The organism is Nocardia sichangensis (assembly GCF_047200615.1).
Taxonomy (GTDB): domain Bacteria; phylum Actinomycetota; class Actinomycetes; order Mycobacteriales; family Mycobacteriaceae; genus Nocardia; species Nocardia sichangensis.
Window position 1 is genome coordinate 1 of the sequence record NZ_JBJZOK010000027.1, and the last position, 22,244, is coordinate 22,244.

At 69.4% G+C, this 22,244-nt stretch carries 14 protein-coding genes; 9 read left to right on the forward strand and 5 right to left on the reverse strand.

Annotation, left to right across the window (positions count from 1 at the left end; genetic code table 11):
* Nucleotides 1-358: 358 nt before the first annotated feature.
* A complete protein-coding gene (locus tag ACL03I_RS29740; protein ID WP_412807503.1) occupies nucleotides 359-1,492 on the reverse strand; it encodes a hypothetical protein in 1,134 nt (377 codons plus the stop codon).
* Between the two features lie 210 nt (nucleotides 1,493-1,702).
* On the opposite strand from ACL03I_RS29740, the gene ACL03I_RS29745 reads away from it, so the two are divergent.
* Nucleotides 1,703-1,882, forward strand: a complete 180-nt coding sequence (locus tag ACL03I_RS29745) for a hypothetical protein (protein WP_355081194.1) — start codon at nucleotides 1,703-1,705, stop codon at nucleotides 1,880-1,882.
* Between the two features lie 72 nt (nucleotides 1,883-1,954).
* Here ACL03I_RS29745 and ACL03I_RS29750 read toward each other — a convergent pair whose 3' ends face one another.
* From ACL03I_RS29750 to ACL03I_RS29760, 3 genes are all read right to left on the reverse strand, one after another.
* Nucleotides 1,955-2,701, reverse strand: coding sequence for a rhomboid-like protein (locus ACL03I_RS29750; RefSeq protein WP_412807504.1), 747 nt, complete (start codon nucleotides 2,699-2,701; stop codon nucleotides 1,955-1,957).
* Nucleotides 2,702-2,866: 165 nt separating this feature from the next.
* Nucleotides 2,867-4,033 (reverse strand): hypothetical protein, encoded by a 1,167-nt coding sequence (locus tag ACL03I_RS29755; protein ID WP_412807505.1) that lies wholly within the window; start codon nucleotides 4,031-4,033, stop codon nucleotides 2,867-2,869.
* 253 nt (nucleotides 4,034-4,286) lie between these two features.
* Complete coding sequence (locus ACL03I_RS29760) at nucleotides 4,287-4,880, reverse strand: TetR/AcrR family transcriptional regulator (protein WP_412807506.1); 594 nt, start codon at nucleotides 4,878-4,880, stop codon at nucleotides 4,287-4,289.
* A gap of 158 nt (nucleotides 4,881-5,038) precedes the next feature.
* Here ACL03I_RS29760 and ACL03I_RS29765 point away from each other — a divergent pair, with 158 nt between their 5' ends.
* From ACL03I_RS29765 to ACL03I_RS29795, 7 genes are all read left to right on the forward strand, one after another.
* Nucleotides 5,039-5,965, forward strand: coding sequence for a ParB/RepB/Spo0J family partition protein (locus ACL03I_RS29765; RefSeq protein WP_355081186.1), 927 nt, complete (start codon nucleotides 5,039-5,041; stop codon nucleotides 5,963-5,965).
* Between the two features lie 55 nt (nucleotides 5,966-6,020).
* On the forward strand, nucleotides 6,021-8,237 hold the full coding sequence (locus ACL03I_RS29770) for an MMPL family transporter (RefSeq protein WP_412807507.1): 2,217 nt from the start codon (nucleotides 6,021-6,023) through the stop codon (nucleotides 8,235-8,237).
* Between the two features lie 15 nt (nucleotides 8,238-8,252).
* A complete protein-coding gene (locus tag ACL03I_RS29775) occupies nucleotides 8,253-9,398 on the forward strand; it encodes an LLM class flavin-dependent oxidoreductase (protein ID WP_355081182.1) in 1,146 nt (381 codons plus the stop codon).
* A gap of 128 nt (nucleotides 9,399-9,526) precedes the next feature.
* Nucleotides 9,527-15,808: an SDR family NAD(P)-dependent oxidoreductase gene (locus tag ACL03I_RS29780; RefSeq protein ID WP_412807508.1), complete on the forward strand. Its 6,282-nt coding sequence runs from the start codon at nucleotides 9,527-9,529 to the stop codon at nucleotides 15,806-15,808.
* A gap of 11 nt (nucleotides 15,809-15,819) precedes the next feature.
* Entirely contained in the window at nucleotides 15,820-16,782 is a 963-nt protein-coding gene (locus ACL03I_RS29785) for an AvrD family protein (RefSeq protein ID WP_355081178.1), read from the forward strand.
* Between the two features lie 62 nt (nucleotides 16,783-16,844).
* Nucleotides 16,845-17,594: an ATP/GTP-binding protein gene (locus tag ACL03I_RS29790; RefSeq protein ID WP_355081177.1), complete on the forward strand. Its 750-nt coding sequence runs from the start codon at nucleotides 16,845-16,847 to the stop codon at nucleotides 17,592-17,594.
* 9 nt (nucleotides 17,595-17,603) lie between these two features.
* Nucleotides 17,604-18,281, forward strand: coding sequence for a class I SAM-dependent methyltransferase (locus tag ACL03I_RS29795; RefSeq protein WP_355081175.1), 678 nt, complete (start codon nucleotides 17,604-17,606; stop codon nucleotides 18,279-18,281).
* Nucleotides 18,282-18,365: 84 nt separating this feature from the next.
* Here ACL03I_RS29795 and ACL03I_RS29800 read toward each other — a convergent pair whose 3' ends face one another.
* Nucleotides 18,366-20,867: an ATP-binding protein gene (locus ACL03I_RS29800; RefSeq protein WP_412807509.1), complete on the reverse strand. Its 2,502-nt coding sequence runs from the start codon at nucleotides 20,865-20,867 to the stop codon at nucleotides 18,366-18,368.
* Nucleotides 20,868-21,027: 160 nt separating this feature from the next.
* On the opposite strand from ACL03I_RS29800, the gene ACL03I_RS29805 reads away from it, so the two are divergent.
* Nucleotides 21,028-22,233 carry a styrene monooxygenase/indole monooxygenase family protein gene (locus ACL03I_RS29805; RefSeq protein WP_412807510.1) on the forward strand — a complete coding sequence of 402 codons (1,206 nt, stop codon included), beginning with the start codon at nucleotides 21,028-21,030 and terminating at the stop codon, nucleotides 22,231-22,233.
* Nucleotides 22,234-22,244: the final 11 nt, after the last annotated feature.

A 22,244-nucleotide genomic window follows, 5' to 3' on the forward strand; every position in this document is an offset into this window, starting at 1 on the left:
CCGCGTCTCGGGACGGATGCACCGCACGGGACAACGGAGTCCTTCTGCCGGGCCGTAACCACGACCCCGGCCCGCTCCCTCTGTGCGAAGCGAACCTTCGATAACATAAGGTACACAATGCCGAGGACATCATGGGTGGGATCACGGAAATTCGCAGTAACTTAGCGCTTCTGGTGACAACCCCTGAAACCAGGGTACCGGCCCGAGCCGCCCCATGCCCGTGCCCGTTTCGTCCGTTGCCATCACAGGCTCGATGAGGTGATCCCTTGGCGCACCGCACTTGTCGGCCGCGGCGGCGTCGCTCGAGCTACTTCTTCGCGAGCCTCCGGCGGCGTGATGCGCGTCGCCTGCACCGAAGTCAGTCTCGCGCCATTCCGGTTCGCGCGACCTCGCTCGGCGCCGCCGCGGTCGCCACGGTGGCCGCGGCGGCACGCTCGGCCTCCTCGACAGTGCAGCGGCCCAGGCCGCACGCCGTCGCCACACCGTAGGCGGATCGACCGGCGGCCGCTTCGAACAAGGCCAGGCTTCGGATACCGTCTTGCGCTTCCGCAGGCGACACGACCCCGGCGATGACGCGCCAGTCCGGGTCCAGCCGGCGCAGCGCCCGGTAGAACGCCGGCTCCAGCGGGGCAGGATGAGCACCGTAGGCACAGGGGATGTGCGCGGGTGGCAGCGGCACGGCGCGAGCGCGCAGGTCTCGTGCGACGGTGTTCAACAGCTGCACGGCCGGCGCGAGACTACGCGGGGCGAGAAGTTCTTTGTGCTGGTAGTCGCCGTAGCACAGATGCAGGACGGTTCGCGCGCCGAGATCGTGTGCCCGCGCGAGGAAATCGGCCAACTGTCGCGCGACCAGACGCCCGACCGGAGCCTGCGCACCGAATCGCGCCGCCTTCACCAGTGCGAGCTGGGCGATCGGCGACTCCACCTGCCAGGTGATCATGTCGCCGTGCTCGGCGGTGACTCGGGCCATTTCGGCCAGCACGGCCTCCACGAAAACCGGCAGGTTGCGCAGCGCGGGAGTCACCGTCCGGAGGTGGCGCAGCGCGCGCCCGAGCGGAAGACCGTCGGCCACCGCGGCGCCTCCGAACACGAACAACGCCAAGTCCAGCGGATTCGGTTGACTGATCTGCAATCTCGTGTCGGCGAGTTCCGGATGTCGATCCCGCAGCGCGCGAAAGGCGGTGACGGCCGCGCCGATACGGTCGGCGCGATCCATCGCCACGTGCCGGGGTTCGAGGGTGGCGCCAGGGCGAATGCCGTACACGCGCATGTCGGCGTAATCGGCGAAGTCCCCGCTGCGCACCACTTCGAAGACGTCGTCGTGTTTCTCCCGCTCCCGCAGGTACTCCACGACCCAGGTGGGATCCAGGTCCCGCGGTACGCCGGTGAGCCGGCGGCCCTGGCTGCGCTGGACGAACCACTCCAGCACGTCACCGTCATCGGTCGTCAATGGTGCGGGCAAGCTGCCCACGAAGTGCACGAGTCGGGTCATCGCCTGTCCAACACGTAGTCCACCCGAACGGATCAGGTGTTCACCTACCGCTCAGGGCCCCGATCCGGCGGCCGCCAAGCAGGATAGGCTGATCGATAGCCAGAAGTTCGCCACTGCTGGGAAGCCGGCGCTGGACTACTGCGGCGGCTTTTCGGAAACGCACCGCGTGGTGCAATAGCGTCTGCCGGAACTACCTGGTAGAACTCGGCCATGGTCGATCGAACGCGGTTCGCGCGGTTGGCGCTGGACCAGGTTGCCGCCGAGTTGGACGGCACGGCTCTTCGCGGCGGCTACCTCACCTCGGAACGGATGCGATTCCTCGCGACGAAGGTCCGCGACGCCGGACAGGCCTACGACAAAGCTCTCGAATCGAACGCGGCCCCGGAATAAGCTCCGAAGACGTGCCGACCGCCGATTACGGGAGGCCGGAAGAACGATCCGGCCGCCCACCCCTTCCCTGCGCTACCCGTGCCCGTTCGGCGGAATTCGAGACCCGGTGGCCTGCGCCCGACCGCTCGGCGCTCGGTCGACGTGGATCCGGCGTCGCCAGATATCGGAGGGATTCCAGTCCGGCGCGGTCCGCCCACGCGTGAGGGGGAACGCGGCCAGCCCGATCAGCAGCGCCGAAAAATGCCCGATGCCGGTGAAGGTGGGGTGGATGAGCAGCGGGATGGCGAACCACACCAGGATTCCGCCGAGGTACAGCCACCGCCACGGCCGGGCGACATGGTAGGTCAGGACTCCGATGATCGCGGCGAGGAAGTAACTGACGCCGATATCGCGGACATCGATCATCCCGGGATCGGCGTAGCCGTGGCGAATGGCCAGGGCCAGGATGCCCTCGCTGAGGTACGTGCTTCCGACGTGCGCGCCCAGACCGACGATCGCCCAGCGCAACGCGCCGAGCCACCGTTCGGCCGGCGCGTGGAAGACGCAGAACAGCACGAAGTAGGGCAGCCAGAAGTAGCCGTCGATCCACAGCAGACTGGTCACGAGGACGTGCACCGGATCGGACTCGAGGTGACGCAGGTTGGTGGAACGCTCACCCAGCAGTCGCTCCAGATCGCCGCGCGGCACCAGGTGCTGGATGATCGTGGTCCCCAGCAGCACAGCCAGCCAGGCGAAGGTCCACGGGGCGGTGCGGACGTACTGCCAGATGGACGCCGTGCGGCTGGGTCGCGTGCCGCCGACGTCGGCTGCTCGAGTCATGGCGCGGCCTTCCCTGTGGAGTCCTCCGCCCGGAGGACGCGACCGCCCGGCAGGATTGCCGACTCGAGACGCGCGCTCCTGGCTCTGCCAGGTGAAACACTACTCTCGGACCGGCTGGAGATCCCGCCGATGACCTGTCCGCGCCCGGGAACCCGCCGAGCGAAGTCAGCCCGCCGCCCGCACGGCGGCGGTGCTGAAATCCTCGACGTCGGCGCAGGCATCGAACGGGAGCGGCGGATAGCTGCCGTCCGTCGGGTGATCGGGATCGCCGTATTGGGCGCCGGGGAGCGCGGTCCAATCGATCGCGAGCCTGATGAGATGACCGTTCAGGCGGCCGTCGCTACTGGGCCGGTAGGTCAGGCTGACGGCACACCGCGACGGCACGGGACCGTACACGGTCGAACGGAGAATTATCCCGCTCAGGCCCGCGGCCCGGTAGGGGCCGCCGTCCAGTCCGGCCGATACCTTCTGCTCCGCGTCCAAGCGGTACTCCAGGTCGACCTGCAAGCTGTATTTCGCGCCCGACTCGCCGAAACTCAACTGGCAGTGATACGGAGCGATCCACCCGACCGAGTTCAGCGTCCAATCGTTGTACCGAGCCTGCACGGCGTCTCTGGCCGCACACGGATCCTTGCCGTACAGCGCCTTCCCATCGGCGGGCTTGCCGCGGGGCGCGAGGGTGTTCAGCCGATCGATGATCTTGCCGACGTAACTCTTCTCCACATCGCATTTCTCGGGCCATGGCGTATTGGCCGACGCGCCGTCGGGCGGGATCTTGCGCAACCGCAACCGGTGCGCGTAGCCGCTGTTCCCTGCGGGCACGTAGTAGTAGCACGTGTCGGCGGCAGTACGCTCGTCGGCCAAGCGGGACCGGTAGATCGTATGACCGTTGACCGTTTCGGCTTTGTCCCGCGCACGGTCATCGTCGTCGTATACCTCGCCGAGTGACAGTTCGAACAGGTAGAGCGCTTCCTTCGAGCCGGGTTCGCCGACGTGATCGCCCACTCTGAGTTGGCACCCGGTGAGTCCTGGTCCCTCGCGTAACACCGATTTCGTGCCCAGGTTCATCGATGGCAACGGCTCGATGTCCAGCATCGAGCACGGATCGGCGGCCCGGATTCCGGCCATCAATGGCTCGGCGCCAGGGCTGGTGACGATACGGTCGTGTTCGCCCACCGAACTCGCCGTGATCGAGGGCGTGGATGTCGTCGTCGTTCCGGTCGGCGCGATACTGGTGCTGCTCGGCGCCACCCGATCCTCGGTGACATTCTTTCCGCAACCGGTCACCGCGCTCACCGCGCAGACCATCGTCAACACGGTGGCTGCGGCCAAGCTACGGAGTGTCATCACGTCCCGTCGTAATCTCGCCCAGCTCGGAGCTTTTCATTCTGTCGGTGCTGGGTTACGGCCATCCAATCCTACAAGCTGTTTCCGAACAACCGACGAGCCGACTGTCGCCGTCCCGTCCGCGGCGCTGCGGACGATCCCGCGATCATGAGCGTCCCGTCGGCAACGAAGGCCTCCACCACGATGTGCGACACTGGAGATATTCAGCCGCAGAGCTTTCCGCGCACTGCCCGACCGTCTAGGTCGACGAGCAGCCGTCCTCGGGCGACTCCGGGGCAAGCGGCCCGGTGCGCTTGGCGGTGAGCATTCGGACGGCCGTGATGCGCAGGTCCGGACGGGGTCGCCGGGCGGTGAGCTCGGCCAGGCAGATCTCGCCGACCATGGCCACCTTCATCCGGGAGGCCGCGTCGGGGTCCGGCCATCCGGCGGCCACCATGTCCGGTCGTCCCACCGCGATGAACAACTCGTGGCGACGGCGGATCTCCTCGCGCAGATCCGGGTCGGTGCGCGCCTGCACCATGAACGCCTCGGTGCCGCGGGCATCGAGACAGGCATCCAGGAATGCGTCCAGGCTGGGGCCGATCCGTTCGATCCCCGGCGGAATCCCGGCCAGCGCCGCGGCCACCGACTGCGACAGCGCGTCGAAGAAGCGGCGGTGCAGCGCGATGACGTAGCTGCGGCGGTTGACGAAGTGGTGATAGAAGGTGCCCTTGGCCATCCCGGCTTCCTCGACCACCGCGTTGATCGAGAGACGGTGCAGCCCTTCGCGTTCCGCCACCACGGTGCCCGCGATGAGCAGCGCCGTGCGACCGGGGTCGGCAATGACTGTCATGTTTCCGAATTCTCCCCACTCTTTCTGAAAAGCCTAGTGTCGTGCACCGGCCGCACCTACGCTGTGACCGATCGGTCGGTCGAAGCCTAGCTGGGTTCCGGATGGGCCATCGGGTCATCGAGGACCGATCTGATTCCGGGCGACCCTGGGGGTTCGAAATGTCCGCTGAGTTTAAATTGGTGAGCGGCGATGTGGTGCCGCTGGCGTCGAACGCGTGCTATCTCGTATCGATCGACGACCTGTTGCCCGCGGATTCGCCGCGGTCCAACGGAGAGGATCGCAGGCATATCGCGCGACTGGCCGAGAGCGATACCGAATTACCGCCGATTCTGGTGCATCGCAGCACCATGCGCGTCATCGACGGAATGCATCGGTTGCGCGCCGCGCAATGGCTCGGACGCGAGCACATCGACGTCGTGTTCTTCGACGGGACACCGGCCGAGGCCTTTCTGCGCGGAGTCGAGCTCAATACGACACACGGTCTGCCGCTGACACTTTCGGACCGCAAAGCGGCGGCCGAACGGATCATCGAGACGATGCCGGAATTGTCCGATCGAGCCATCGCGTCCACCGCGGGACTGTCCGCGCGCACGGTGGCCACGATTCGCCAACGTTCGAGTGCGGAGATTCCGCAGTCGAACATCCGCGTCGGCGCCGACGGCAGGCGCAGGCCGATGGACCGCGCGCAGCGCAGGCGCCGGGTCGCCGAGCTGCTGGCGGCCTCGCCGGACATGCCGCTGCGCGCGCTGGCCGCCGCGGCCGAGGTATCCATCAGCACGGCACACGCGATCCGCAAACGCCTGCGCGAGACCGGGTCCTGCGATCGCGACAACACCGCGGAACAGCCCGAGGGCAGCGCGCTGCTGCTGCAACAGCTCACCCGCGACCCGGCCATGCGGCACAGCCAGCAGGGCCGTGACCTGCTGCGCTGGCTGCACACCCATTCGATGCAGCGCGAAGTGTGGACCACGCTGGTGGCCACGGTCCCACCGCATTGCATCCCGGCCGTCGCCGAACTCGCCAGCCGCAATGCCAAGGAATGGCGAGCGCTGGCCAGCTACATCGATCCCGGCGCCGCCGAATAGTGCCCGGCCGCATCGGCATTCGCCACCGCCGGAGTTCGAGAAAAGGTCATTCATCATGCTTGTTGGTCTCGCACGCCTGGCAACCCGGCGCCCGCGATCCATCCTGTACGGCGCGCTGCTCATCGGGATCGTCTGCGTCGGGCTCGGCTGGTCGGCGCCCGCCCACCTGAAGTCCGGTGGTTACATCCCGTCCGACACCGAATCCACCGAGGTCGCGGCGTTCCTCAATCGCGAATTCCCGGTTGCGGCACCGAATCTCGTGCTGCTGGTCACCGCGCCCGACGGGCTGGACAGCCCCGCGGCCCGCACGGTCGGCGAGCGCCTGGCCGCGGATCTGCGCGTCCGCGACGAGGTCGACGCGGTCCAGTCCTACTGGGAGCTCCCGCCGGATCTGCGGCAAGGGCTGCGCGGCAACGACGGCCGCGCCGGCCTTGTCCTGGCTCATGTCACCGGCGACGACACCGACGCGCCGAAACGGGCGGGCGCCATCGCCGAACACGTGAGCGGCGACTTCGACGGCGTCTCCGTGCGGGCGGGCGGCCAGGCGGTGGCGTTCGACGAGATGAGTCATCAGATCGTCACCGATCTCCTGGTCACCGAGGCGATCGCGATACCGCTGACCGGCCTGGCCCTGATCCTGGTCTTCGGCAGCCTGACCGCCGCGCTGATCCCGCTGTCGGTCGGGGTGTTCAACGTCTTCGCGACGCTGCCGATCCTGCGGCTGCTCACCGAGGTCGGCGACGTGTCGATCTTCGCGCTGAACATGATGAGCGCGCTGGGTTTCGCGGTCGCGATCGATTCGAGCCTGTTCATGGTCAGCAGGTTTCGTGAGGAACTCGCCGCAGGGCACGACACCGGCTCCGCGGTCTCGCGCACGGCGCGCACCGCGGGCCGCACCGTGCTGTTCTCCGGTGTGGTGATCGCGCTGTCGCTGTCGACGCTGCTGGTCTTCCCGCTGTATTTCCTGCGGTCGCTGGCCTATGCGGGGCTGGCGGTGCTCGGCGCGGCCGTATTCACCACGCTGCTGCTGGTGCCCGCCGCGCTCGCGCTGCTCGGCCCCCGCGTCGACGCGTTCGACCTGCGGGGGCTCCTGCGCCGCCGACTCCGGCGGCCGCAACCCGAGCCCGTCGAGGTCACCGCAGGCAGGTGGTATCGCCTGGTGCAGTTGGTCATGCGCCGCCCGGTGGTGGCCGCGCTCTCGGTGATCGCCTTGTTGCTCGTGCTGGGTTCGCCGTTCCTGTCCATCCGGTTCGGCGCCGCCGACGACCGGGTCATCGCGGGGGCGTCCAGCCACGTGGTCGGCGACGCCTTGCGCACCGGTTTCCGGGAGAACGCCATGGCCGGTGTGGTCGTGGCCATGCCCGGGTACCGGGGCGGCGACGCCGACATCGCGGACTACGCGGAGCGTTTGTCACGAGTGGAGCACGTGACGTCCGTGCTCTCCGCGGCCGGCGTCTACGCAGGCGGGCTGAAAGTGGCCTCCGCGCCGCCCGGGATGCGCGACGACGCGGGCACGTACCTGCGGGTGGGCACCCGGCTCGACCCGTACTCCCCTGCCGCGATCGACCAGCTCGACCAGGTGCGCGCGGTCCCCGCACCGGGCCGGGCGCTGCTCGGTGGCGCGGCGGCCGAAAGTGTCGACTCGCTCGACGCGCTCGCGGCGAAAGTGCCGGTGGCCGTCTTCGTGATCGTGCTGTCGACGCTGGTGGTGCTGTTCTTCTTCACCGGCAGCGTGCTGCTGCCGATCAAAGCGCTGCTGCTCAACACGCTTTCGCTCGCGGCGACCTTCGGCGCCATGGTCTGGATCTTCCAGGAAGGGCACCTTGCGGGCCCGCTCGGCTTCACCCCGACGGGCTACCTCGTGCCGACCATGCCGATCCTCATGTTCTGCATCGCCTTCGGCGTCTCGATGGACTATGAGGTGTTCCTGTTGTCCCGGATTCGCGAGGAGTGGCTGTCCTCCGGCGACAACACCCGCGCGGTGGCGACCGGCGTCGCGCGCACCGCGCGGATCTTCACGGCGGCCGCCTGCCTGATGGCGATCGCCTTCGCGGGCATGGTGACCTCGCACGTGTCGTTCATCCAGCTGTTCGGCCTCGGCCTGACCCTGGCCGTGCTCAGCGACGCGACATTGATCCGCGGCGTGCTCGCGCCCGCCCTGATGCGCCTGCTCGGCGCGGCCAACTGGTGGGCCCCGCGTCGGCTCGCCCGGTGGCACGAACGTATCGAAATCACCGAGACCAGCGCAGCTCTCGAGCCAGTACCCAAGTAGTGCGATAGGAACAACATGGCGAAATTCCGCACAGGCGTGATGGATTCCGGCGTCTACACCCGGTTCGCGCCCGATCTGCAATTTCGCGGCAGCCGCTCGGTGGCGATGGCGGGCGGGGCGGACTCGCTCTGGGTGACCGACCATTTGCCCTCGATCCTGCCCGCCTCGATCTGGAAACCGCGGCACGTCGGCATCACCCGGCTCGCACCGCACGCCGACGGCATCTACGAACCGTGGACGGCGCTGGGCTATCTCGCCGCGCAGAACCGCTTCGCCCGCCTACGGCTCGGCGTCGGCGTCACCGACGCGGGCCGCCGCAATCCCGCCGTGACCGCGCAGGCCGCGGCCACGCTGCACCAATTGAGCGGGGGCCGCGCCATTCTCGGCATCGGCACCGGCATACGGGACAACAACGAGCCCTACGGCGTGGACTGGTCGGCTCCGGTCGGACGGTTCGAGGAGGCGCTGGCGACCATCCGGGCCCTGTGGGATTCCCACGGCAGCCTGGTCACCAGGGATTCCCCGTATTTCCCCTTGCGCGACGCGGTCTTCGACGTGCCGCCGTACCGGGGCACCCGTCCGGAGATCTGGGTCGCCGCCGGGGGCCCGCGCATGCTGCGGGCCGCCGGGCGCTACGCCGACGTGTGGTTCCCCGGCTTCGCGCAGCGCCCACACGAATACCGGCATCGCCTCGACCTGGTTCGCACCGCGGCCTCCGACGCGGGCCGCGACCCGTCGTCGGTCGCGCCGGCCGCCGTGTTCAGCGTGCTCACCGCCGCCCGTCCCGGGCAGGTGGACGCGCTCGTCGAGAGCGTGGGCGCGCGGGCGCTGACCCTGTGCGCCCCCGGGGAGATGTGGACCAGGCACGGCGCGACCCACCCGCTGGGCGAGGACTTCACCGGCCTGCAGGACTACCTGCCGCAGACGTTGGACGAGCGCACCGTCCTGGACTACATCGAGAAGGTCCCGGCCGCACTGGTACGGGAATTCTGTCTGGCCGGAACGCCGGACGAGATCGTCGAGCAACTCGCGCACTGGCGCGACCACGGTCTGCGCTATGCCGTGCTCATGAATCTCAGCGCAATTCATCCGAGCATCACACGAGGGATGTTTTCGAACGCGCCCCTGGTGGCGACGTTACGTAAATTGAAACGTCTGTAACACAAGACAATTGACGGCCGAGCCGCCCGAGCAATAGCATGCATTCGAGCGAAGGAGCTCGTCACAATATTTGTGCTGCTGCGGTCGGGGGGCTCAGCATGGTCCCGCATTCAAGGCCAGGAGAAATAATGGTCGACATTGCAATAGTGGGTATCGGCTGCCGGTTTCCAGGCGGTGTATTCGATGCGGAAAGCTACTGGAATTTTCTGTTGAACAAAGGCGACGGGATCGTCGATATCCCGCCGGACCGTTGGAGTATCGAAAAGTACTACGACCCGGATCCGGACGCGCCGGGTCGTATGTACACGCGGCGCGGCGGATTTCTCACCCAGCCGCTGTGGGATTTCGACGCCGACTTCTTCGGCATCGCCCAGAAGGAGGCCGCGATCCTCGACCCCCAGCAGCGGCTGCTGCTCGAGGTGACCTGGGAGGCGCTCGACGACGCGGGTATGGCCGGCCGGGTCTCCGGCCACCGGGTCGGCGTCTACGTCGGCGGCTTCATCCTCGACAACGTGCTCGGGCGCAGCGGTCCGCTGGTCCGCTCGGCGATCACCAGCCACACCGCGATGAGCGCCTCGCACACGTTGTTGTCCAACCGCATCTCCTATCTGCTCGACCTGCACGGCCCGAGCCTGACGGTCGACACCGCCTGCTCGTCCTCGCTGGTGGCCACGCATCTGGCGGTGCAGGCGATCGCCAACGGCGAGTGCGAGATCGCGCTGGTCGGCGGGGCGAACGCGATGCTGCAGCCGGAGACGTTCATCTCGATGTGCAAAGGCCGGTTCCTGGCGGTCGACGGTCGCTGCAAGACCTTCGACGCAGCCGCCGACGGCTACGGCCGGGCCGAGGGCGCGGGCGCGGTGCTGCTCAAACCGCTGGACGTCGCACAGCGCGACAACGACCGCGTCTACGCCGTCATCCGCGCGACGGGGGTCAACCAGGACGGCCGCACCATGGCCATACCGGTGCCGAATCCCGTCGCGCAGGAACAACTCGCTCGCCAGGTGCGCGACGACGCGGGTGTCGCGGCGCACGAAGTGAGCTACCTCGAAGCGCACGGCACCGGCACCGCGGTCGGCGATCCGATCGAGCTGTCCGCGCTGGGCGCGGTGTACGGCGCGGTGGACGGCCGCGGCGAACCGGTGCCGGTCGGCTCGGTGAAGAATAATTTCGGGCACACCGAGGCCGCGGCCGGGGTCGCGAGTCTGATCAAGGCCGCGCTCACCCTGCACCACCGCACGGTCGCGCCCCAATTCGAGCTGATCACGCCGAATCCGGCGATCGAGTTCGACGAGCTACGACTACGGGTGCCGCTGAGCGCCGAACCGCTGTCCGCGGCGCCTGGGAAGGGTGTGGTCGCGGTCAACGGCTTCGGCTACGGCGGCACCAACGCCCACGCCGTACTCGTCGAAGCGCCGCAGGCGGCCGCACGAACCGAGGACGAGCGCCCGGTACCGCGGGTGCTGCCGATCTCCGGCCGCCACGACACCGCCGTGCGCACGCTCGCCGGTGAACTCGCCGACGCGCTCGACCGGCATCCCGCCGAGTCGGTGACCGCGGCCGCCTGGACCCGCCGCGCCCACCACCCGCTGCGGGTCGGCTTCGCCTACGACGACGCCGACGATCTGCGCACCCAGTTGCGCGCCTTCGCCGCCGGAGAGGGTCGCGCCCCGTCCCGGATCATCGGCGACGGAGAGGTCGAACCCGTCTTCGTCTTCAGCGGAATGGGCCCGCAGTGGTGGGGCATGGGCCGCGAGCTGCTCACCACCGACAGCACGTTCGCCAAGGTCGCCAGGGAGATCGACCGTGAGTTCGTCTCGATCGCGGGCTGGTCGATCCTGGACGAGATGCTCGCCGACGAGGACGGCTCGCGGATCATGCAGACCGCGTACGCCCAGCCCGCCAACTTCGTGCTGCAGGCCGCGCTGACCGCCGAACTGGCCGAGTACGGCGTGTATCCGGCGGTGGTCGTCGGGCACAGCGTCGGCGAGGTCACCGCCGCGTACGTGTCCGGCGCGCTCTCGCTTCGCGACGCGCTCACCGTCAGCTATCACCGCGCGCGACTGCAGGCGACCACCGCGGGCACCGGCGGCATGCTCGCGTTGGGCATGTCCGAGAGCGAAGCGCGCGAGTTGCTCGCCCGCACCGACAGCATCTCGATCGCCGCGGTGAACAGCCCCGGCGCGGTCACCCTCGCCGGCGACAGCCAGGACCTCGAACTGCTGCGCGACACGCTTTCTGCCACCGGCACATTCGCGCGCAGCCTGCGTGTCGAGGTGCCGTACCACAGCCATCTGATGGACCCGATTCTCGACGATCTGCGGGACGCGCTGGCCCAACTGGCGCCGCGAGACGCGAAACTCACCACGTACTCCACCGTGACCGCCGCCGAGATCGCGGGCACGGACTGGGACGCGGACTACTGGTGCCGCAACGTCCGCGAGCCGGTCCGGTTCGCCGACGCCATCGGAGCGCTGGTCGACGCGGGTCACCGGGTCTTCCTCGAGGTGGGCCCGCATCCGGTGCTCAGCGGCAACATCCGCGAGATGCTGATCCATCGTGGCGTGATCGGCGCCGCGGTGACCACGCTCTCGCGCGATCTGCGCGATCGCAACAACGTGCTGCGCGCCGTCGCGGACCTGTATGTCGCGGGCTCGCTGGACGGTTCGGCCGTGCCGGGCCGTCCGGACTCGATCGTCGAGCACCTCGACCTGCCCGCCTACCCGTGGCAGCGCAAGCGGGTCTGGCACGACGAGGCGGTGACCCTGCTCGATCGCCTGGGCAGGCCGGACGGCTACGCGCTGCTGGGCGATCCCACGACGGCGGGGAGCCCGGAATGGGAGGTGCAGCTGTCGGTGTCACGGCTGCCTTGGCTACGCGACCACGTCGTGGCGGGACATGTCGTGCTGCCCGGCGCGGCCTATCTCGATGCCGCGCTCAGCGCCGCCGTCGAGCGCACCGGACGCACGAGCCTCGGCCTCGAGTCGGTGGAATTCGTCGCGCCGCTGGTGATCGACGAGCACGACATCCCGGTACTGCGGGTGAGCGTGGAGGAGTCGACCAAGCGCTTCCAGATCCGCTCACGCTCGGCCACCGCCGCCACCTGGACGCTCAACGCCCACGGCAGGCTCATCGAAGCCGATTTCACCGCCGCGGTCGTGGATGTCGACGCCCCTGAGCACGCCGTCACCGTCGCGGGCCCGGATCTGTATCGCGGTCTGGCGGCGCGTGGGCTGGACTACGGTCCCGCCTTCCAGCGCATCGTGTCGGCCGTCGTCGGCGCGGACGCGGTGGTCGCCTCGCTCGCGCCGATCGAGGAGGAGACGCCGATCCGGCACCTGGCCCACCCGGCCCTCGTCGACGCCGCGTTGCAGTGCGTCGCCGCGCTGGCAGCGGACTCGGACACCGACGTGGCGATCGTGCCTGCCGCCATCGCCGGGGTGCGCAGGCTGGGCCCGCTGCCGGAGCGACCTCGTGTCGTGGTGACCCGGCGCGGAGTCGACCCGCTGCGCGCCGACATCGCGATCGTCGGCGAACAGGGCGAGGTGGCCATGCGGCTGCTCGGCGTCGAGTTCCGTCCGGTCAGCGCGGCGATCGATGTCACCCATCAGCTGGATCGCGTTTTCTACCAACCGCTCTGGGAGATCGTCGAGACACCGTCCGGTGCGCGGCCCGCCGACGAGGAGGCCGTGGTCGCCGTCTGCGTCGGCGCGGACGCCGCCGACCGTGCGGCGTCGCTGCTGGGCGAGCGGACCGCCGTCACCGTCGTGCTCGCCGACCCCGAAGCCGATGACAACGACGAGCGCCTGCGGCTGGCGCTGCGCTCATCCGAGGGCGTACCGATCGCCGAACGGATCCGGGTGGTCAGCGTGTTCGGCGACGCGTTCGACGGGTCGCGCAACGTCTACTGGCTCGCGCGGGTGGCCAATGCGGTCGAGCATCTGCTCGCCGACGCGCCGCAGGTCCGGGTCCGCAGCGTCGTCGTCACCGAGGACGCGCTGTGCACGCCCGCCGACAGCGCCGCCAAGGTGGCGCACGGCGCACTGGTGGGGGCGCGGCGCGCGCTGCTCAACGAACAACCCGCGGCGGGCTGGCGGCTGGTCGACGCGTCCTCGCGCTCGGGAACGCCGCTGGCGGATCTCGTCTTCGCCGACGACGTGCTCGACGAGATCGGTGTGCGGGGAACCGATCACTGGGCGGTGCGGCTGGACCGGAATTTCGGCACGTATCTCGACGAGCGCAACCGGGCCACCCCGCTGTCGGATCCGGAAGCCTCGTTCGTCGTGGAGATTCCCAAGTCGCGGCTGATGTCGGATCTGGCGTTGCGCGAAACCGAGCGGGTCGCGCCGGGACCCGGCGAGATCGAGATCCGGATGGAAGCGGCCGGGCTGAATTACAAGGACGCGATGAAGGTCATCGGCGTGCTCACCGAAAAGGAGCTCGCGGGCACGTATTTCGGCACGACGGTCGGTATGGAGGGCTCCGGTGTGGTCGAGCGTGTCGGCCCCGGCGTCACCGATGTCGCGGTCGGCGACCGGATGATGGTGTGTGCCCGCGATATCCTCCGCAAGTACGTCACCATGCCCGCCGACGCGGGCGCGACCATGCCGCACCGGCTGCTACCCGGCGAGGACTACGATCCGTTGACCTGCGGATCCGGGTTGCCTTATCTCACCGCCGAATTCGGATTGCGGACGCTGGCGCGCCTGCGGCCGGAGGAGACCGTGCTCGTGCACGGCGCGGCGGGCGGCATGGGCATGGCCGCGGTGCAGGTCGCGCTGGACATCGGCGCCACCGTGATCGCGACGGCGGGCACGCCCGAGCGGCGCGCGCAGGTGCGCGCGCTCGGCGCGCACCACGTGTTCGAGTCGCGGTCGGCCGACTTCGTCGACCAGATCGCCGATCTCACCGGCGGCCGCGGCGTCGACGTCGTCTACAGTTCGGCGCCCGGCGAGATCCTGCGCCAGAACTTTCGGGTGGCCGCGGAATTCGGCCGCGTCGTCGACATCGGCAAGGCCGACATCTACACCGGCGGCGTCATCGATCTGGGGCCGTTCGACCGCAACCTCACGTTCTTCTCCGTCGACATGGACCGCGCGCTGGCCCACGATCCCGAACTGCTGCGCACGCCGATGCGCGCCAGCCACGCGGCATTGCGCGCGGGCGCCTACCGATACCTGCCGCACACGGCCTATCCGGTGTCGGAGCTGGCCTCGGCGTTCGAGTCCGTCGCGCGATCCGATCAGATCGGCCGGGTTGTGCTGGACCTGCGCGAGGAACAGCCGATGGTGCGCCCGAGACTCGCCCACCCCCGGATCGACCCGGACGGCTGCTATCTGGTGACCGGCGGCTTCGGCGGCTTCGGCCTGGCCACCGCCCGGTGGCTGGTCGCCGAGGGCGCACGGAAGCTGGTGCTGGTCGGCCGCAGCGGCGCGTCCACCCCGCAGGCCCGGCAGCAGGTCGCGGCGTTCACCGCGGCGGGCGTGACGGTGCTCGAGGAGCGGGTGGACGTCGCCGACTACGCCGCGACGGCCGCGTTGGTGGATCGCATCCGGTCGGTCGCGCCGCTGCGCGGGATCTTCCACGCGGCTGGAGTGGTGAACAACCTGCCGATCCCGCAGATCACCCGGGAATCGCTCGACGAGCTGTTCGCCAAGGTGCGCGGAGCGCAGCATCTGGACCGGGCGGTCGAGGAGACGGGCATCGAGCTGGACATGTTCGTGCTGTACTCCTCGATCAGCGCGCTGGGCTGCATCACCCCGCAGATCGGCTACGCCGCCGCCAACGCCGCCCTGGACGCGCTCGCCGCCGACCGCCGTGCCCGTGGCGCCGCGGCACTGGCGGTGAACTGGGGCTTCATGAGCGGCGGCGGCATGGCCGACAAGACCGAGGCGCTGGTGGACTACGTGAAGTCGATCGGTTTCCTGCCCATCGACATGGACCGGGCGACCGCTCTGCTGCGCGAATGCCTGGCGCTGGACACCACCCAGGTCGCGGTGGCGGACATCGACTGGACGGTGTGGTCGCGGGTGGCCCGGCCGTCCACCGACACCCGCCGCTTCCGGCAGCTGCTCGCCGACATCGGCGTCGGCGGCGAGGCCGGCGGCGCGCTGCGTACCGAAATCCTCACGCTGCCCGCCGAGCAGCGCGCCGACTTCGTCGCCCAGCGCCTCGCCGATCAGCTCGCGGTGGTGCTCGGCGTGAACACCGACGCCATCAACATCGACGAGCCGGTCACCGACCTCGGCATGGACTCGCTCATGGCGATGGAATTCGGGGCCCGCACCGAGAAGGAACTCGACGTCAAGATCTCCGCGCTCGAACTCAGCCGGGGCCTGTCGCTGCGCGGCATCGGCGCCAAGGTGGTCAGCCAGTTCGCCGAGCCCGCCCAGGCGCAGGCCGCGGCATGAAAGGCACCGACATGTCCACCGAACTCATCGCTTACGCCGATATCGACACCGTGCTGGGGCACCGCGACGGACGCTTCTTCGGCGAGGGCTACAAGCGGATCACCCACCGCATCTTCGACATCACCCTCGACCGCGACGCGCAGGACCGTCCCCGGCTGACGGCGACCGCGGGGGTGCACTATCCGCTGGACTGGTCGCGCAAGAGCACCCGCGTGCTGGTCCCGCACGTGAGCAGCATCGATTGCTCGATCTTCGGCTACCGGCTGCTCGAGGTGATCCTGCGCGAGTGCTACGGACTCACCGACAGCGAGATCCGTTCGTGCTGGGTTCCTTTCGTCCAGTTCAGCAGTGGGACCATCGCGACGGAGTCGCTGGAGGAGTTCCCGATCAGCGCGACGGTGGTCGCGGTGGAGGGCGACACGATCAGCATCACCGGGGCGCTGGGCGGCGGTATGAGCCTGGAGGCCACCGTGGCGTTGCCCGCGCCACCGCGCCCGGCCCAGGCCGCACGGCACACCGTGCACGAGACGGGCCGGGGGTACTTCCACGGCGGGGTGTACGCCCGCGGACAGTACCTGCGCAATGTCGTCGTCTCCGACGGCGGCAGCCGGGCGCAGGCCGATTTCGCGCTCGCGGAACCGGATCCGGCCGGGCCGTGGCACGGTGTGGCCGACGCCTACCAGCCCTCGGTCACGCTGGTCGACGCGACGGTGATCCTGGCGCAGCTGTCCCAGGTCGTGCTCTACGAACTGGACAACATCGCCCGCAAGGACAGCGAGACGCTATGGATGCGCCGGATGACCGCCCGCGCGTCCGCTCCCCCGGCACCGTTCACCTCGGGCACCGCGACCACGCACATGGCGCGATCGATGGTCCTCGCCTTCGGCGGCGGCGACTGGCGCATCTCCAGCTGGGCGTCGGACTTCGCCGGGTGCGAGATCCGATACGACCTCGCGCACCGACTGCCCGCCTAACCCGCGCAATTCCGAACGTTCAGAAAGGCACCCCCATGTCGGGAAACAATTATCGACGCATCGTGATATCCGGGACCTACTCGACCGGAAAGACCACGACCTCCACGGCGCTGTCCCTGCTTACCGGGATTCCCCGGGTGGACGCCTCGTCCGCGCGCGAAGTGGTCACCGAGCTCTATCCGGGCATGCGGTTCCAGGACCTGAGCACCACCGAACTGATGGCGCTCGGCTTCCGCAGGCTGGAGTTGCGCATCCAGGCCGAGGCGATCCTCGATGCCCAGGGCGGATTCATCGCCGACGGTTCGGTGCTCAACGAGTGGGTCTACGGCACCACGCGGCTGATCACCGGCCCGAACCCCGGGTCGACCCGGTGGCACAAGGCCGTCAAGAACACCCTCACCCTGCCCGGCCGGCCGTTCTACCGCCGCTACCTCAACGCCTACGGCGATATGGCCCGGCAGCGGGCCCGGCAGAACTACGACATCTTCTTCCACCTTCCGGTGGAGGTGCCGATGGATCCCGACGGCCACCGGCCGGTCGACGAGCGCTACCGCGCCATCTCCGATCGGCAACTGCTGCACGCGATCAGCGAGCTCGGGCAGCCGGTGGTGACGGTGCGCGGCACCCCCGAACAGCGCCTGGAATCCATCGTCTCGATGCTCGACATCCCCACCGTGATGGACATCGACGTCGCGGTGAAGGAGGCGATGGAGATCGTGCGCAGCAGCCGCGAGCGGGTTCAGGAAACGATCATCTCCCAGGCACAACCGAACACTCTCGGCCGCAAGATCAAGTTCGCCACCCGCGTTTAGGAGCACGCCATGACCGTCCTGCTGGACAAGACCAAACGCTACAACCCGATCGACTCGTGGTTCTACGACAACTTCATCTCCGATGCCGTACGGGAGATGACCCCGACCCTGTTCGACGACATCGTCGCCCAGCTCGACGACGGCGCCCAGGTGCTCGACGTCGGTTGCGGCGGTGGGCAACTCGCGGTCGGGCTGGCCACCGCCGGGACCACGTTGCGGCTGACCGGCATCGATCTGTCCCCGCAGCAGGTGCGCAGGGCACGCAAGCGCGGTGCGGCGCTGGGCAGCCGGATCCAGTTCCGGGAAGGCTCGGCGATGGACCTGCCGTTCCCCGACGCCGCCTACGACGCGGTGATCAGCTCCGGCTCGATCAAGCACTGGCCGAATCAGCGCAAGGGTCTCGCGGAGATGATCCGGGTGCTGCGGCCGGGCGGTCTGCTGCTGGTGATCGAGGCGGATCGAGGCTGCACCTTCGAGGACGCGCGGTCGTTCGTCGACCGCTGGAAGCTGCCGCAGCCGATGGCGCGCGCCTGCCTGCCGTTCTTCCGCACCTACATCGCCGGCTACGGCATCGACCTGGAGGACGGCCGCGAGCTGGTGGCCGATCTCCCGGTCACCGAGGCGACGGTGCGGCGCATCTCGGGCGAGCCCGGTATTCAGATCACCGCGCGCAAACTGGACGAGTGAACACGGCTCCCGTCGGCGAATCCTGCCGGTGATCGAGCCGGGCGGCGGCACGGCCGAGACGCCGCCCGGCTCGACCCGGTGTTCTCACGAGCGCCGGCCGCGCTGGGGCTTGCGTGCGGCTTCGTCGGCTACCTGAGCCTGCCGTTCGGCGGGCACCAAGGCGCGGATGTCCTCTCGGGAGCCGATCATCAGTTTCGCCAGGATCGAGCTCATCTGGGCGTCGACGGTCTTGAACGAGCTGCCGCGCCGGGCGGCGATGGCGGTGTTCGTCCAACCGGCCGCCGCCAGCACGGCCACTTCCTGTTCGGCCGCCGACAATTCCTCCCAGTGCGAGGGACGGCGCTGCCGGACCGGATGTTCGACAGGTAGCCGGTCCAGCGACAGCTTCCCCAAAGCCAGTTGCACCACCTCGCCCAGCTCCGGACGCAGCAGCGCACCTTCGCGCTCGGCCTCCGCGAAGGCGGACTCGCCCAGGACCGCCCGGGCGGTGCCTGCGGCGATCTCGGTCTCGATGGCGAACGGGCCGAGATTGGACATGTTCACGCCGATTCTGTCGCGCAACGTGGCGCCACCACCGACCAGGCGCGCGATATCGCGCGCCCGCGCCGTCATCGTGCCGGAGCCGCCGCCGGTGTCGCGGATCGAGCGCGCCAGTGCCCAGGCGGTGATGTGGACGGCCCACACCACGCCCCACTGATCGCGCATCGCCAGCTGAGTGGTCAGCGCGGCCCGTATCACGGTGAGCGCTTGTTCCGTATCGCCGTGTCCGGTCAGCGCGATCCCCCGCGCCAAACCGGCCCACGACGCGGCCCATCGCGCGCCGGAGCGCTCGGCGTGGTCCAGGTGCCGCCGGGAGGTCTCCAAAGCCTGCGCCGGTGTGCCGAGCAACGCCGCGGCCAGCGCTTCGAACAGTTCGCTCATCGCGGCCCCGCCGCGGTCGCCGTCGGCCAGGAACCGCTCCCGAGCGCGGGCCAGTACGGCGATCGCGCGCACATCCCGGCGCACCAGCATCAGCTCGGCGCCTCTGGCGAATTCCACCGGGGCGGGCAGCTCGATGTCGTCGAGCCGCTCGCGCCACCCCGCACGAGCCGCTGGGTCGGGCAGGCAGAGTGCGACGCATTCGTCCAGCATCCGATCGGCGTCGTGGTGCATGCCCTGGCACAGGCTGATCCACGTGATCAGCGACATCGCCGTCACCTGCAGCGGCACCGGCTGCGGGTCCAGCGTCCGGCTGGCGGCCAGCGTGCGCTCGGCCCAGCGGCGCGGTTCGCGCAGCGAACCGCTGAGGAACGGGATGCGCAGCGCGATCAGCCCGGCGGCGATCTCCAGCCCCACCACGGCCTCCTCCGGCACCGTGAGGCTGCCCGCTATGGCGCACAGCAGGTTGTCCCAGGCCGCGCGCGCCCAATCCAGCAGATCCTGCTCGTCCGGACCGAACCATCCCGCTCCGGCCGCAACGACCTTGTCGCGGTAGTAGCGGCGGTGCCTGCCTGCCAGCCGGGCCGGTTCGCCGTCGCGTTCGGCCAGTCGCTGCTGGGCGAACAAGCGGACGCTCTCCAGCAGTGAGTACCGCACCGTTGTCGCGGTCAAATGCACCGTGACCAGTGATTGGTCCGCGAGCCGTTCGAGCAGGCCGTCGATCTCCGCGCGAGCCAACCCGCCCGGCTCGTCGTCGGCGCAGACCGCCTCGATCGCCTCCAGCTCCGCGCCGACGTCCGACTCCGCCGGGTCCGCGTTCTCCGGGTCGACGTCGTACCCGGCCGCGAACACCGACAGCCGGTCGAACAGCAACCGCTCTTTGTCCCGGCACAGGTCGTACGACCAGGCGATGACGTCGCGGATACCTTGATGCCGTGCCTCCGCGCCGATCCGGGGACCGGGCGACCAGCGCAGCCGCCGGTCGCTCGCCTCGCCGGTGAGGTCACGCAGGATCATCCGCAGCGGCTGCCGCAACAGCCGTGCGGCGGCCAGACGGATGTAGAGCGGATGGTTGTGCACATGGCGGCAGATCTCCACCGCCAGGTCGGTCTCCTCCTCGGCGACGGTGTGCCCGGTCAGACCGGCGCGCGCACGGAACAGAGTGAGCGCCTGTTCCCGCGACAGGGCGGGCACCGGCACCAACTGCTCGTCGACCCAGCCGATCGCCTCGCGGCTGGTGGCCAGCACGGTCAGCCCCGGCGCCGCCTCCAGCAGGTCGGCGATCACCCGCCCCGCGCCGTCCAGCACGTGTTCGCAGTTGTCCATCACCAGGATCGTCTGCAGGGTGCGCCCGACCGCGTCGCGGCGGCGCAGCGTGTCCAGCACCGCCTCCCACGCCGACCGCCCGGAGAAATCGGCGTCGATGAGCGAGCGCGCGAGCAGTTCCTCGACCGCCGCAGCGCCGGAGTCCCGGGACAGCAGCGCCAGGCGCACCCAGTGCACCGGCACGCGTCGCGCCTTGTGGAACCGCTGCGCCGCCTCGGTCGCCAGCCTGGTCTTGCCGATGCCACCCGCGCCGATCAGCGTGACCAGGCGGGTTCCGCCCAGCAGCGCCATGCCGATCTTCTCCAATTCGCGCTCACGCCCGACGAAGTCACTGGTGGCCACGGGTGCAGACCCCAGACCCGGCGTACGTCCTTCCGACACAACAGGGCAGCGTAGTCGGGTCGCGGCGGCGGATTCGCGGGTCTCTACCGATGCGCGGTGTCCACCTATACGCGGACGATTGCGCTGTCACGGCAGTCGATCGCACGACCGGAAGGACACGATGGTGGGACGGATACTGGTACTCGGGGCGGGCGAATGCGGGTTACCCCTCGCCCACCGTCTGCTGCGCGGCGGCCGGACGGTGACGCTGGTGACCGATCGGGACGCCGACGCGGTCCTCGCGGGCACCGTGACCAGCACCCAGGTCAAGTTCCCGCCCACCCTGGACCTCGAATCGGATATCGGCCTGGGCTTCTGGCGCTCGACCGCGCCGAATATCGAGGGCATCCGGTTCACCATGGCCATCGATCGCGCGGCGGTGGTCGGCTGGACCGGACGATTCACCCGCCCGGCCCAGAGCGTTGATCAGCGGACGGTGTTCGCCCGCTGGCTCGGCGAGTTCCTGGCCGAGGGCGGCGACTTGCGCATCGCCGAGCCGTCGGTGCCGGAGCTCGACCAGCACGCCGCCGACCACGACCTGACCGTGGTGACCCGTGCGGGTCGTGAGCTGGCCGGCTGCTTCGAAGCCGATGCGGCGTGGCCGGTAGCCGCCGCACCGATGCGACGACTGGCGGTGCTCTATCTCGACGGCGTCCAGCCGGATCCGGAGAACCTCGGCTGCTACACCACGCTGCCCGAGCACGGTGAGGTGATCTCCTATCCCGGGCTGACCGGACGACCGGGGCAGGAACGCCGCTGCGAAATCCTGCTTTTCGAGGCGCGGCCTGGCGGCGTGCTGGACGTTTTCGACCAGCACGGCACGCCCGCGCGACGTTGGGCGCAAGCCCGGGAACTGCTGGACGCGCACCTGCCCGCCGAACTCGCCGAGCGCTACCGGCACGCTCAGCCGACCGATGCCGGTGCGACGCTGGTGGGCGCGGTGACTCCGGTCATGCGTCGTCCGGTGGGCACCCTGCCGTCGGGCAGGCCGGTGCTGGGCGGAGGCGACGTCGTCTGTCGGATGGACCCTGGCGGCGCACAGGGCGCCAACAACGCCGTGCACTGCGCGGTCCGCTACGGCGAGGCGATCCTGCACGATCCCGACGGCCCCTACGACCGCGCGTGGATGGAGTGGGCGGCCGCGCCGTGGCTGACGGCCGTCGCGCACCCCGCCGCGCGGTGGACGACCACCGTGCTCGATCCCCCACCCGCCCTGCGCGAGATGATGCTGGCCGCCCAGCACGACACGACGCTGGCGGACGCCTTCGCCGACACCTTCGCCCGGCCGGCGAACCTCACCCGGCTCGCGGCGGCAGCGCCGTCCTGACCGACTGCCGG